Source organism: Ciceribacter sp. T2.26MG-112.2, assembly GCF_900492205.1.
Classification (GTDB): domain Bacteria; phylum Pseudomonadota; class Alphaproteobacteria; order Rhizobiales; family Rhizobiaceae; genus Allorhizobium; species Allorhizobium naphthalenivorans_A.
Genome location: NZ_UEYQ01000029.1, coordinates 28,100 through 40,580, shown reverse-complemented (window position 1 = coordinate 40,580; position 12,481 = coordinate 28,100). Strand labels below are relative to the sequence as shown.

Here is a 12,481-nt window from a genome sequence, read left to right as displayed (position 1 = left end):
GGCGATTTCATCGAACGGGTTCATCGACATCTTGACGTTGGCCAGCTCCACGCCGGTCCCGTCCGTCTTGACGCGGATCTTGACGTTGTAGTCCACAACCCGCTTAACGGTCACGAGTATCTTCATGGGTTCCTTCCTTCACTGCTCCCGCCGGAAAATGCGCTCAAGCGCGGTCCGCCGATGTTCGAATGGCGACATCGATACGCATTTTTTCCCCAAACACAACGCTCCTGCGAAGGGCGTTCTGATTTTGCCGAAGGAATAATTGACGTTTACGTGCGCGTCAACATTTCTCGTCGCGATTTTGCTCAACGGCCCCAGTGAACGGGGCGCTTCGCCTCAACCGGGGCCGGCAGGACCACCCGCGGAGCGGGCTCGAGGCGATGCCGGACGGCAGCCGGCGTGACGATGGTACGGTCGAACAGCGGCACCCCGCGACGGCGCATGAACAGCACGAGAATTGCGCCTGCCAGGATGCCGCCGACATGGGCGCCCCAGGAGACATTGGTTTCGCCGTCGGCCAGCAACATGAAGAACTGCTGGCCGATCCAGAAGGCCAGTGGCACGAAGGCGGGCAGCGGCAGGGGAAAGCGGAACAGCACGAGGACCCAGATCCGCACCTTCGGATGGAGCATGAGATAGGCCGCGACCACGCCGGAGACGGCACCTGAGGCGCCGATCAGCGGCGCTTGCGACAGCGGCGCGACGAGGGCGTGGAACAGGGCGCCGGCCGCGGCGCAGGCGAGATAGAAGATCAGGAAGCGAAAATGCCCCAGCGCATCCTCGACATTGTCGCCGAACACCCAGAGGAACAGCATGTTGGAGCCGAGATGCATCAGGTCCACATGCAGGAAAGAATAGGTGAGAAAGGTCGCGTCGGGCGGCACGATCACCAGCGAAGGATCGAGCACGGCGCTGTCGAACACCACGGCCGGGATGAAGCCGAAGCCGAAGACGCTCGCCTCCGCCACCGCTTCCGGCGTCAGAAGGACGGTGAAGGCGAAGATCAGGACATTGGCGAGGATCAGGCCGAAGGTGACGTATTGCCGCCGGATGTGCTTGAGGGCGTTGCGGTCGTGCAGCGGAATGAACACTTGACGACCCCCTTGGCCTGTCGGCCGTCTATCGGTTCTTGCCCGGAACCCAGAGAATGTCGGCCTTGCCGCCGTCATTGGCGAAGCGGGCGGCAACGAACAGGAAGTCGGACAGACGGTTGATGTATTTCAGCGCCGGTTCGTCGATCGTCTCGCCTTCGAAGCGCGACAGTTCGACCATGATGCGCTCGGCGCGCCGCGCCACCGTGCGGGCCAGATGCAGATGGGCGGCGGCCGGCGATCCGCCCGGCAGGATGAAGGACTTGAGCGGATCGAGATTGGCGTTCAGCTGGTCGATCTCGCCCTCGATGCGCGTGACCTGCGCCTCGATCACCCGCAGCGGCTCGTAGGACAGCGTCTCGCCGGTTTCGGGCGCCGCCAGATCGGCCCCGAGGTCGAACAGGTCGTTCTGGATGCGCATCAGCATGCCGTCCAGTTCGGGCATTCCGCCGGTGTGCAGCCGGGCGACCCCGATCGTCGAATTGGTCTCGTCGATCGTGCCATAGGCGTCGACGCGCAGATCGTGCTTCAGCCGGCGCGGGCCGGTGACCAGCGCAGTGGTGCCGTCGTCGCCGGTGCGGGTATAGATCTTGTTGAGCCTGACCATCTTGTCGTTCCTTTCCTAGCGGCCGCCGCCGGTCAGCCACAGCGTCAGCATGATCAGCGCGACCGCCACGGCCTGGAGGATCACGCGCATACGCATCAGCTTGTTGGAGGTGTTGCCGCTGCCGCCCTTCATCATGTTGAAAAGGCCCCGGATGAGAACCAGGACGACGAGCCCCATGACGATCAGGGTGAGCACGGTGGTGAAGGTGGACATCGTTTTTATGCGAGCTTTCTCAAAGGTTTGTCAGTCCAGCATCCGCATCAGCCGGTAGAAGAGATCGGCCGGCAGCAGGCGTTTCAGCAAAATGCCCCGCCGGGCTGGAACGGTAACGGGATAATGTGTGCGGGGGCGGGTGGCGGTCAAGGCGTGTTTCAGCACTTTGTAGACGGCGTCCGGACCGAGCTTGTAGCGGTTGACCGGCCCTGTCCCGTCGAGGCGCGCCAACTGACGTTTGTATTCCCCCGCATGGGCGGAATTGTCGAGGTCGACATTTTCCTCGATCATCTTCAGCGCATTGGCGGTGAAGCGGCTTTCGATCGGCCCCGGCTCGATCAGGCTGACGAGGATGCCTGAACCTTCGAGTTCCATCCTGAGCGTGACGGTGAGGCCTTCAAGCGCATATTTCGAGGCGGTATAGGCGCCGCGATAGCGGTAGGGCAGGAGCCCGAGGATGGAGGAGCACTGGACGATCCGGCCCTGGCCGCGGGCCCGCATCAGCGGGATCACCCGCCTGGTCAGCTCGTGCCAACCAAAGAAATTGGCCTCGAACTGTTGTCGGAGAACGTCGGTCGACAGATCCTCGATCGCGCCCGGCTGGCCATAGGCGCCGTTGTTGAACAGCGCGTCGATCCGCCCGCCGGCCCGTCTCGTCACCTCTTCGACCAGCGCGGCAATGCTCGCCGCGTCGGTATAGTCCATCAGCAGGGCCTCGATGCCGTCGGCCTCGAGAGGCTGAAGATCTTCCGGCCTGCGGACGGTTGCGAACACGCGCCACCCGTCGGCGGCGAGCGCCCTTGCGCAATGGGCGCCAATCCCGCTCGAGCAGCCGGTGACGATGATGGTCGCTCTGTCCGTCATTGATTGTTCCCTGTACAAACCGTGCGGGTTTCCCATATTCGTTCGCGGGTGACAATCGGTCCGTCGAGCCAGCGGCCAGCGAAAGCAAGGAGATCTGATGCCGGCGTTCCTGCGCATGCTCTACAAGGTCAGCTTCGACGCCCTCAATCATTTCAGCGAAGACGACGGCTGGGCCATGGCGAGCCATGTGGCCTTGTCGGCGCTGCTGGCCGTCTTTCCCTTCCTGATCTTCGGCACGGCGCTGGCGGGCCTGCTCGGTGCCGACAGCTTTGCCGACACGGCCGTGCATCTGATCTTCGACACCTGGCCGGAGGCGATCGCCAAGCCGCTGTCGGATCAGGTGGTCGAGGTGCTCACCATCCCGCGCGGCGGCCTGTTGACGATCTCGGTGCTGGCGGCCGCCTATTTCGCCTCCAATGGGGTGGAGGCGCTCAGGGCGTCGCTCAATCGCGCCTATCGCGTACCCGAGACCCGCCCCTGGTACATCACGCGCCTCGTCAGCCTCGGTTATGTCATCGGCGCGGTCATCGCGCTCGCCGCCATCAGCGCCCTTCTCGTTGCGGTCCCGGTGGCGCTCGCCTTTGCCGAAAAATGGTTTCCCCTGCTCGAGGATTTCCTCGCCACCGTCTCCAACTGGCGGATCTACGGCACGCTCGCCGTGCTGGTCCTCGGCCTGATGGTCTTCCATCTCGGCCTGCCGGCCGGCCATCGGCGCGTCCGCGACGTCATTCCCGGCGTGCTCTTGACCCTGATCCTCTGGCTCGTCGGCGCGCTGATCTTCGCCTATTATCTCGCGAGCTTTGCCAATTATGCCGCGACCTATGCCGGTCTCGCCTCGATCATGGTGGTGCTGGTCTTCCTCTACATGGTCGGCGCGATCTTCATCATCGGCGCCGAGTTCAACGCGGCGCTTCTGAAATTCGAGGTGTTCGGCCAGAAGGTCCGGGCGGTCGACGTGCCCAAGTCACAGCCCGACCAGCCGGCGGATGTCGGCTGAGGTCAGGCCCTGCCGGCGCAGTTCCCGCAGCCCGGTGTCGCCCTCGCTTTTCGACAGCTTGCGCCCGTCGGCCCCAAGGATCAGCCGGTGGTGATGATAGACCGGGGCCGGCAGATCGAGCAGCCTCTGCAAGAGCCGATGCACCGAAGTCGCATGAAAGAGATCGAGGCCGCGAACGACGTGCGTGATCCCTTGCCGGGCATCGTCCACGGTGACCGACAGGTGATAGCTCGACGGCGCGTCGGAGCGCCACAGCACGACGTCGCCCCAGGCCGCCGGATCGGCGGCGATCTCCCCGGTTTCCCCGTCGCCCGTTTCCGTCCAGGACAGTGGCTCGCCGCATGCTTCGATCGCCCGTCCCATGTCGAGCCGCCATGCGTGGCGGTCGCCGGCGGCGATGCGCGCCTTTCGCTCGCCGTCGGAAAGGCCGCGCTCGAAAGGCGGATAGTGCGACGCGCCGTCTGGATCGCGTGGCCAGGAACGGCCCTGTGCTTCGCTTGCCGCGACGTGCGCCTTCACCTCGCCACGGGTCATGAAGGCCGGATATGCGAGACCGCGGGCAATCAGCCTGTCGAGCGCCGCGCGGTAGTCGTCGAAATGCTCCGACTGGCGGCGCACCGGTTGCTCCCAGTCGAGCCCGAGCCAGGCAAGGTCTTCCAAGATCGCCTGTTCGAATTCGGGTGTGCAGCGGGTCACGTCTATGTCTTCCATGCGCAGCAGCAAACGGCCGCCGAGGGCTTCGGCCCTGTCGGCATTCAAGAGCGCCGACAGCGCGTGGCCGAGATGCAGCAGGCCGTTGGGGCTCGGCGCGAAGCGCAGGGCCGGTCTTTGACGGTGGGACGGGATCATGCTTCCATCTCGCACGAAATGCGGTTCGGGGAAAAGAGCGGGGTGAAAGCGAAATGATCATTGCCAGCCCGGCGGATGTGGCGTTGGGCCTCACCGAGCTCGTCGCGATCGATCCGCGCCTCGAGCCGCTCGCCCGACGCCTGGCGCCGCTGCCGCTGCGTCTTGCCGAACCCGGTTTCGCCGGGCTTGCCCACATCATCGTCTCGCAGATGGTCTCGCGCGCCAGCGCCGAGGCGATCTGGGGGCGGATCGTGGCGGCAACAGGCGGTCTGCCCGCGGCCGGAGCCTATCTCGCGCTCGATGCTGAAACCGTCGCCGGCCTCGGCCTGTCGCGCGCCAAGGCGTCCACCCTCGAGCTTGCCGCCCGCGCCGTCGCCTCCGGATCCCTCGACCTGTCGGCGATCGCTGCGCTCGATGCGGCCGAGGCGATCGGAAGGCTCACGGTGTTCAAGGGGATCGGGTTGTGGACCGCCGAGGTCTACCTGATGTTCTGCGGCGGCCATCCCGACATCTTTCCGGCCGGCGACGTGGCGCTGCGGGCTGCCGTCGGCGATGCTTTCGGCCACGATGCGCGGCCCGACATCCGACAGGTCAGTGCAATCGCCGAGGCGTGGCGGCCCTGGCGGTCGGTCGCCGCGCGGCTGTTCTGGGCGCACTATGCGGCGCGAACGGGCCGGGAGGCCGCGCCGGCGGCCGAATAGCGCGGCACAACGACACCCATCAGGAAGGGGGCTTCACAAGGCTGTCACAACGGACCTAATATAAAAACACAGGTGCCGAATCGATCAGGAGAATGCCTTGACGATTGCAGTCTCACCCCAGTCCTTGCCGGCGCTCGTGTTGAATGCCGACTACAGGCCGCTGAGTTATTATCCCTTGTCGCTGTGGTCCTGGCAGGACGCGATCAAGGCGGTCTTCCTTGACCGTGTGAACATCATCGCCGAATACGACCATTCCGTCTGCTCGCCGAGCTTTTCCATGCGGCTGCCGAGCGTCGTCAGCCTGAAGACCTATGTCCAGCCGACCCGCAATCCGGCGTTCACCCGCTTCAACGTCTTCCTGCGCGACAAGTTCGAGTGCCAGTATTGCGGCTCCGACGAGGACCTGACCTTCGACCACGTCATCCCGCGCGCCCATGGCGGCGAGACCACCTGGGAAAACGTGGTGGCCGCCTGCTCGCCGTGCAACCTGCGCAAGGGCAGCAAGCTGCCGCGTCAGGCACAGATGTTCCCGCACCAGAAGCCCTATCGCCCGACCGTGCAGGATCTGCACAACAATGGCCGGTCGTTCCCGCCCAACCATCTGCATGAAAGCTGGGTCGACTATCTCTACTGGGATTCCGAACTGCAGCCTTAGGCGGTTCTCAGCCGCGCTTGCGGAACGTCGCCCAAAGGGCGATCGCGGCCAGAACGGCACTCGTCAGCACATTCCAGCCGGCAAAGGACAGCCCCAGCACGCGCAGCGTCGCTTCGGTGCAGGACGGCGCCTTGGTCGAATTCAGCGCTTCGAGCACGTTGACCGGGGCTTCCCCGCCGGTCGCCCCGATCGTGCAACTTGCGGGGCCTTCCCAGAATTTCCACTCGACGCCGGCATGATAGGTGCCAAGCCCGATGCTGACGATCATCAGCACGGCGATCACGGCGAACAGGCCGCGCGTGACGGCGGGCGGCAGCTTGAAGATCGACGACAGGATGGCGAGCACGCCCACGCCCACGCCGATGTAGTACGGATTTCGCTGCAAGAGGCAGAGCGCGCAGGGAATGTAGCCGCCGATATGCTCGAAGCCGAGCGCCGAGCCGACGACGACGGCCATGCCAAGCGTCAGGACTGCGGCGATTGCGGTGTCGGATCTTGCGAGGGAGGCGGAGAGGCTCATTGTACGATCCCGTCAGAAGGCGAATTTCACCAGGTAGAAGCCGCCGAGAAGCAGCACCATGAAGAGGGTGAAAAGAAGGCCGAGATATTTTTCGATGAAGATGCGGATCGGCTCGCCGTAACGCCCCAGCAGCCATGCGACGAAGAAGAAGCGCGCGGCGCGGCCGATGATGCTGACCACGGTGAAAACGAAGAAGTTGAGCCCCGTGGCGCCCGAGAAGATCGTCAGGACCTTGTAGGGGAAGGGGGTTATGGCGGCAAAGAGCACACCCCAGCCGCCCCAGGTATTGTACCATTCGGCGATCTGGTTGAAGGAGTTCTCGGCACCGTAAAGCGCAAGGATCGGCTTGCCGATCAGTTCGTAGAGGAACATGCCGATCGCGTAGCCGAGGAAGGCGCCGAGCACCGAGGCGATGGTGCAGATCAGTGCCAATCTGATCCAATGCGTCGGCTTGGCGATCACCATCGGGATCAGCAGAACATCCGGCGGAATGGGAAAGAACGAACTCTCGACGAAGGAAACGCCGAACAGCGCTTTTTCGGCATGGCGCGTTGCCGCCAGCGACATGGTCCAATCATAGAGGCGGCGCAGCATGGTTATTTTCCTGTTCCTCGGGCCGAGCGGTTTTAGTCAAGCGGCAGGCCGCTGTAAATGCCCGGCGCTGCAACGCACCATTCCGATCGAAAACAATCATGTGAACGTGCTTCGGCGAAAAAGGCGGTTGACCGCCTCGGCGCGCTTCGTATAGTCCGGCGCTGTCTAACCGAAACAAGACGCTTCTGTGCCCCATTGGCGGAACTGGTAGACGCGCTCGACTCAAAATCGAGTTCCGAAAGGAGTGCTGGTTCGATTCCGGCATGGGGCACCATTCCACTTTTTCCGGCCGCGGCCACGCCTGCCCGTCGTTTTGACTGCGATGCGCTTGTCAGATCCGCTCAGCACTGCCCCGGAGCGGATTGCGGCAGCATGTCCGTAAGCAGGTCGGCAAGGTTACGCGCCGGCGTCGTTGCGTCCGGGCGCAGTCGGAGTGAGAATTCCGCGTCGGGTAGTTCTGGTAGAGCAAAGGCACTGTCGAGACGGGTGATGCCGTCGGTCGTCATGCGCGCGGTTCGTGCGGTCACGGCGATCCCCGCCTTCAGTGCGGTGGCAAGTCCTGACAGGCTGGCACTGGAGGCCGCAATGCGGTAGCGGCGGCCCGCGCCATCCAGGGCGGCGATCGCGGCATGGCGAAAGCTGCAAGGCGCGTCGAGCAGGGCAAGCGGCACTTCGCCGCCGGCACGTTGCAGGCAATGGGCCGAGCCGAGCCACAGCATGGTTTCGCGAAGCACCATGCGCTCGTCGATCGATGTCCCGTTGCGCATGGCAAGGGCCAGGTCGAGTTCGCCGCGCGCGAAGGCGCTTGCCAGCTCCGCTGATCGCCCGATCCTCAAATCGAGGCGCAGTCGAGGGTGGGTGTCGGAAAACAATCTTAAGATGTCCGGCAACCCGCGTTCGGCGAAATCCTGCGTGCAGCCCAGTGCGATCCGGCCATCGGCGCGGGCGCCCTTGAGGCTGAGCAGGGCTTCGCGGTGGGCGGCGAGAATTCGCCGCGCATGACCGACCAGCGCCTCGCCTGTCGGCGTCAATGTCCGGCCTCTACCGGCCTGTTCGAGAAGTGTGTCTCCCACCACCACTTCGAGGCGCTGCATCTGTGCGGTGACCGCCGATGGCGGAACGGCCGACGATCTCGGCGGCACGCGTCAGCGAGCCGGTGTCGACGAAGGCGAGAAAGGTGCGAAGCAATTCCGGGTCGATCGTTTCCATGCTTCGATATTGTCGAAATATAGCTTCATGACAATTCGATTTTTCTGATTGTTCAGTTCTGTCATTCCTGAGCTTGCCAGACCGCTGGCCTTCGCCACGACAAGAGAGGACATGAACCATGCCGATCATCAACATAGCCGTTACCACGTCACCCGATGCCGAGCGCTCGGCGCGGATCGCGGGAAGAATCACCGAGCTTACCCGCCGACATCTGCGCAAGGATCCGACGGTGACGGCGGTCGCAATTTCCCACATCGACCCGGACCACTGGTTCGCGGGTGGGCAGTCGCTAGCCGCGCAAGGCGCCCACAGTTTCTGGCTCGATATCAAGGTGGTCGACGGCACCAACACCAAGAGTGAACTTGCCGACTATATGGCCGCCGTCTTTTCCGAGCTCGGTTCGCTGGTCGGCAATGTGCATTCGGAAAGCTATGTGCTGGTGCATGAGGTTTCGGCCGCAGCCTATGGCTTCGGCGGCGTCACGCAAGAATATCGCTATATCAAGGGCCGGCTCGACGCGGCGTGACAGCCGCGCCGATCCCGGTCAATGTGCGATTGGCGGGGTGCCTCAGGTCTTTGCCCCCTCCTTCGCCGAGTTGAGATGACCGAGCAGCGCCTTCAATTCGCCGGCGCGCACCAGTTGGGCCGGTGTTCTGCCGCCCAGTTCGGCGATGTGGTGGCTGCGATACCATTTCTCCGCGGCCTCGACCGATCCGAGTCCCCTGACGACGCGTCCAAGCACGAGCCGCTTGGCTTCGGCGGCCGGCATCTCGCCGCTGTCGACGGCGGCGCCAACCTTCCTCAGCGCAGATGTCATCGCCTGTTGCTTCATCTGCATGCGGGCGGCGGAGACTGCCGGGTGTACAGGGGCGACGATGTTGACCGTGGCCGTCGCCGGGCGATCGGCCGCGGCCTGGCCACGCTTTGCATTCGGCGCCTTCGGCAGTAGCCCGGCATCGACGGTAATTTGCCGCAGGGGCTGGGCGGGACGCGGGTTCTTGCCGGGTGTTTTCATCGAATGGGTCTCTGCGATCAGGAAGGGAATTCCGTTCCTTTCCGTAGCATGGCCAAGCCGGCTCACACTCGGTTCGGGACGTGAAGCTTTATTCAATAGGCTAGCACGTCGCTTTCAGCGCTGTCCAGAAATGCAAGACCGCTGGAGCGGGGCCTGACCGCATTCGCCCTTCCATTGTGCAGTTGCGAAATGGATGCTAGCAAAATGGCAGGTCAATACGGAAAAAACCGCATGTTTCTGCCCGAAAGCAGCTCCTATGAGCGTTTGTGTCGCGACTTTGCCTGGGACATCCCCGTAAATTTCAACATTGGCCGGGCGGTCAGCGACGACTGGGCGCGGCATCACCCCGATCGGGTCTGCCTCGAACATTTCTCGGCCGACGGCCACCACCCGTCGATGACTTATGGCCAGCTCTCGGCCCAATCCTCGGCCTTCGCCCATGCGCTGACCGCGCTCGGCGTCGCCCGCGGCGATCGCGTGGCGCTGCTGTTGCCTCAATCGTTCGAGACGGTGATCGCCCATGTGGCGATTTACAAGATGGGCGCCATCGCCCTGCCGCTGGCGCTGCTGTTCGGGGTGGAGGCGCTGGAATACCGGTTGCACGCGGCCGGCGCGAAGGCGATCGTCACCAATGATTTCGGCCTTGCGCGTCTGGACGAGATCCGGCCGCGCCTGCCGGTCCTCGAGCATATAGTCACGACCGGCGCCCCCCGCGCCGGCGCCCATTCCTTTGGCGATCTCGTCGCCGCCCATCCGTCCGCCTTTGCGGTTGCCGATACCGGGCCGGATACTCCGGCCCTGATGATCTTCACCTCGGGCACCACCGGTCCGCCGAAAGGCGCGCTGCATGGCCATCGCGTTTTGCCGGGCCATATTCCCGGTTTTCAGATGGTGCATGATTTCCTCCCCCAACGGGGCGACAAGGTCTGGACCCCGTCGGACTGGGCCTGGGCCGGCGGACTGCTCAATGCGCTGCTTCCGGCGCTGATGCTCGGCGTGCCGGTCGTCTCCTCGCCGGCGCAGAAGTTCGATCCCGACACGGCCTTTCGCATCATGGCCGAGATGAAGGTGCGAAACGCCTTCATCCCGCCAACCGCCCTGCGCCTGCTGAAGTCCGTCGAAAAGCCGCTGGAGAAATACGATCTCGTGCTGCGCAGCATCGGCTCGGCCGGCGAATCGCTCGGCCGCGAGACCTATGAATGGGTCAAGGCGACGCTTGGCATCGTGCCGAACGAGTTCTACGGCCAGACCGAGTGCAATTTCGTCCTCGGGTCGGCCGCAAATCTCGGCGTGACCAGGGCCGGCGCCATCGGCCGCGCCGTGCCTGGCCATCGGGTGGCGATCATCGACGAGGCGGGCCGTGAAGTGCCCGCGGGCGTCACCGGCCAGGTGGCGATCAAAAGGCCCGATCCGGTGATGTTTCTCGGCTACTGGAACGACGAGGCGGCGACCGCGCGAAAATTCGTCGGCGACTGGATGAAGACGGGCGATCTCGGCCGGATGGATGCAGACGGCTATGTCGAATTCTTCGGCCGCGACGACGACGTCATCACCTCTTCAGGCTATCGCATCGGTCCGGCCGAGATCGAGGACTGTCTGGCCGGCCATCCGGCGGTCCGGCTGGCGGCCGCCATCGGCAAGCCCGATCCGCTGCGCACCGAGATCGTCAAGGCCTTCGTCGTGCTGGCCGCCGGCTATGCGCCGAGCCCGCAGCTGGCCGCCGAGATCGGCGACTGGGTCAAGCAGCGGCTCTCCATGCATGAGTATCCGCGCGAGGTGGAGTTCATCGACGAAATGCCGCTGACGACCAGCGGCAAGGTCATCCGCCGGCTCTTGCGCGACCGGGAACCGGCCATCGCCGCAGAATAGGCTCGGGCGGGGCGTTCAGTCGTTGAAGCGGCGCGACAGGATCTTGTCGCGCAGGATGCGGGCGAGGTTGCGGGTGTTGCGGTACAGGTGCAGCTGGGTCGCAGCCTGGCGCATGTCGCGGTCGGCATTGGGCTTCAGGCCGATCAGCAGCGTTCCCATCTCCTCGCGCTCCTTCCAGAAGCGGCTCATGATCGGATGGTCCGGCACGGCGCAGCTGTCGGTGCGTTCGATATTGGCGTCGTCGAGATGCCAGTCGGTGAGGTCGGCGAGCAGAAGCTTGCCGGGCGAGAAGCGGGCATAGCGCTCGTCATAGGCGGTCTTCCACGTATAGGCCTCGCCGGCCATGATGAACACCACCATCGAGGCGATCGCCCGGCCGTCGAGGTCGAGCGTGTGGATGCGCACGGCATCGACTTCGGCAAGGTTGGTGATCGCCTCGCGGGCAAAGGCGGCGCGGAAACGGTCCATGACCATGGCGGAGCGCTTTCGCCCCTTCCAGCCGCTCGCCTCGAGCGCCAGGAACTCTTCCATGCGCAGGCGGATGTCGTCTGGCTGGCGGGCAACGCTGTAGCTGACGCGCCCCTGTTCTCCCAGCAGGCGGAACTGCCGGCGCATGTCGCGCAGGTGGTTCTTGGCGATCGTCGACTTGAGATAGGCGTCGCCGTCCTCCTCGCTTTGCAGCATGGGGCGGTCGAAGGTGTTGGTGACGGTCAGCGGCAGGTCGCGGCCGATCGCCACCGCTTTCAGCAACTGGGCAAATCGGCCGTTGAGGCGCAGGTCCGGCAGGACCAGCACACCCGGCAACCGGGCCTCCGGTCGGGCAAGGGCCTCGAGCATGTTGTCGATCGTCTCCGCCGCACCTTCGGCGTCGACCAGCGGCGTGCCGAGCGGGCCGAACGGATTGGACCAGACGCGCAGGATCGACGGGCCGACGGAAAAGCCGGGCTTCTCGACGGAGAACGGCATCATCAGTCGCACGCGGCTGCGGCGTGCGTCTTCGTCGCGGATGACGGCGAGGCGGATTAGCCTTTCCTCGAGCCGCGGCATGGCGGGTGCGAGGAAGCGCGGGGCGAAGAAGACATTGGCCTCCATCACCCGATAGGTGAGGAAGTCGAGTTCCTCCTGCAGGTCGTAGCCGACGCGGCCGGGATAAAGGCTGAGCTGCCGGCCGGGCCGGCCGACGTCGAGACGCATGTCGGCGGCGGGGCGACCGTCCGTCTCGCCCGCCAGCTTTCCAACCAGCCGGTTGGCATTGCTGTTCATGCTCTCGCTGTAGATCGGTGGTTCCACCATG

At 64.5% G+C, this 12,481-nt stretch carries 14 protein-coding genes, 1 tRNA gene and 2 pseudogenes; 6 read left to right on the top strand and 11 right to left on the bottom strand.

Features of this window, described 5'->3' with window-relative positions; genetic code table 11:
• The 5 genes and pseudogenes from DYZ14_RS21725 to DYZ14_RS21705 form a co-directional block, all read right to left on the bottom strand.
• Positions 1–126 (bottom strand): annotated as a pseudogene (locus tag DYZ14_RS21725) (electron transfer flavoprotein subunit beta/FixA family protein); the annotation flags it as partial.
• Positions 127–308: 182 nt separating this feature from the next.
• On the bottom strand, positions 309–1,094 hold the full coding sequence (locus DYZ14_RS21720; RefSeq protein ID WP_154722637.1) for a rhomboid family intramembrane serine protease: 786 nt from the start codon (positions 1,092–1,094) through the stop codon (positions 309–311).
• Positions 1,095–1,122: 28 nt separating this feature from the next.
• On the bottom strand, positions 1,123–1,701 hold the full coding sequence (locus DYZ14_RS21715) for a cob(I)yrinic acid a,c-diamide adenosyltransferase (protein WP_154722636.1): 579 nt from the start codon (positions 1,699–1,701) through the stop codon (positions 1,123–1,125).
• Positions 1,702–1,716: 15 nt separating this feature from the next.
• On the bottom strand, positions 1,717–1,914 hold the full coding sequence (locus DYZ14_RS21710; protein WP_115670277.1) for a twin transmembrane helix small protein: 198 nt from the start codon (positions 1,912–1,914) through the stop codon (positions 1,717–1,719).
• Positions 1,915–1,944: 30 nt separating this feature from the next.
• A complete protein-coding gene (locus DYZ14_RS21705) occupies positions 1,945–2,778 on the bottom strand; it encodes an SDR family oxidoreductase (RefSeq protein WP_154722635.1) in 834 nt (277 codons plus the stop codon).
• A gap of 97 nt (positions 2,779–2,875) precedes the next feature.
• On the opposite strand from DYZ14_RS21705, the gene DYZ14_RS21700 reads away from it, so the two are divergent.
• Positions 2,876–3,775 carry a YihY/virulence factor BrkB family protein gene (locus tag DYZ14_RS21700; RefSeq protein ID WP_154722634.1) on the top strand — a complete coding sequence of 300 codons (900 nt, stop codon included), beginning with the start codon at positions 2,876–2,878 and terminating at the stop codon, positions 3,773–3,775.
• Here the strand turns inward: DYZ14_RS21700 and gluQRS are convergent.
• Positions 3,743–4,624, bottom strand: coding sequence for a tRNA glutamyl-Q(34) synthetase GluQRS (gene gluQRS / locus DYZ14_RS21695; protein ID WP_154722633.1), 882 nt, complete (start codon positions 4,622–4,624; stop codon positions 3,743–3,745). The genes DYZ14_RS21700 and gluQRS overlap by 33 nt on opposite strands.
• Before the next feature lie 53 nt (positions 4,625–4,677).
• Here gluQRS and DYZ14_RS21690 point away from each other — a divergent pair, with 53 nt between their 5' ends.
• Complete coding sequence (locus DYZ14_RS21690) at positions 4,678–5,325, top strand: DNA-3-methyladenine glycosylase family protein (RefSeq protein ID WP_154722632.1); 648 nt, start codon at positions 4,678–4,680, stop codon at positions 5,323–5,325.
• Between the two features lie 97 nt (positions 5,326–5,422).
• Positions 5,423–5,980 carry an HNH endonuclease gene (locus DYZ14_RS21685; protein ID WP_115670272.1) on the top strand — a complete coding sequence of 186 codons (558 nt, stop codon included), beginning with the start codon at positions 5,423–5,425 and terminating at the stop codon, positions 5,978–5,980.
• Positions 5,981–5,987: 7 nt separating this feature from the next.
• Here DYZ14_RS21685 and DYZ14_RS21680 read toward each other — a convergent pair whose 3' ends face one another.
• Positions 5,988–6,500 (bottom strand): disulfide bond formation protein B, encoded by a 513-nt coding sequence (locus DYZ14_RS21680; RefSeq protein WP_154722631.1) that lies wholly within the window; start codon positions 6,498–6,500, stop codon positions 5,988–5,990.
• 12 nt (positions 6,501–6,512) lie between these two features.
• Entirely contained in the window at positions 6,513–7,094 is a 582-nt protein-coding gene (locus DYZ14_RS21675) for a YqaA family protein (RefSeq protein WP_154722630.1), read from the bottom strand.
• A gap of 189 nt (positions 7,095–7,283) precedes the next feature.
• On the opposite strand from DYZ14_RS21675, the gene DYZ14_RS21670 reads away from it, so the two are divergent.
• Positions 7,284–7,368: transfer RNA gene (locus DYZ14_RS21670), tRNA-Leu, on the top strand.
• A gap of 67 nt (positions 7,369–7,435) precedes the next feature.
• Here the strand turns inward: DYZ14_RS21670 and DYZ14_RS21665 are convergent.
• Positions 7,436–8,303, bottom strand: a pseudogene (locus DYZ14_RS21665) (LysR substrate-binding domain-containing protein).
• Positions 8,304–8,421: 118 nt separating this feature from the next.
• Here DYZ14_RS21665 and DYZ14_RS21660 point away from each other — a divergent pair.
• Complete coding sequence (locus DYZ14_RS21660) at positions 8,422–8,829, top strand: tautomerase family protein (RefSeq protein ID WP_154722629.1); 408 nt, start codon at positions 8,422–8,424, stop codon at positions 8,827–8,829.
• 42 nt (positions 8,830–8,871) lie between these two features.
• Here DYZ14_RS21660 and DYZ14_RS21655 read toward each other — a convergent pair whose 3' ends face one another.
• Positions 8,872–9,318, bottom strand: coding sequence for a hypothetical protein (locus tag DYZ14_RS21655; RefSeq protein WP_154722628.1), 447 nt, complete (start codon positions 9,316–9,318; stop codon positions 8,872–8,874).
• A gap of 231 nt (positions 9,319–9,549) precedes the next feature.
• Here DYZ14_RS21655 and DYZ14_RS21650 point away from each other — a divergent pair, with 231 nt between their 5' ends.
• Positions 9,550–11,187 carry an AMP-binding protein gene (locus DYZ14_RS21650; protein ID WP_154722627.1) on the top strand — a complete coding sequence of 546 codons (1,638 nt, stop codon included), beginning with the start codon at positions 9,550–9,552 and terminating at the stop codon, positions 11,185–11,187.
• Between the two features lie 15 nt (positions 11,188–11,202).
• Here DYZ14_RS21650 and DYZ14_RS21645 read toward each other — a convergent pair whose 3' ends face one another.
• Positions 11,203–12,480 (bottom strand): GNAT family N-acetyltransferase, encoded by a 1,278-nt coding sequence (locus DYZ14_RS21645; RefSeq protein WP_154722626.1) that lies wholly within the window; start codon positions 12,478–12,480, stop codon positions 11,203–11,205.
• Position 12,481 lies beyond the last annotated feature (1 nt).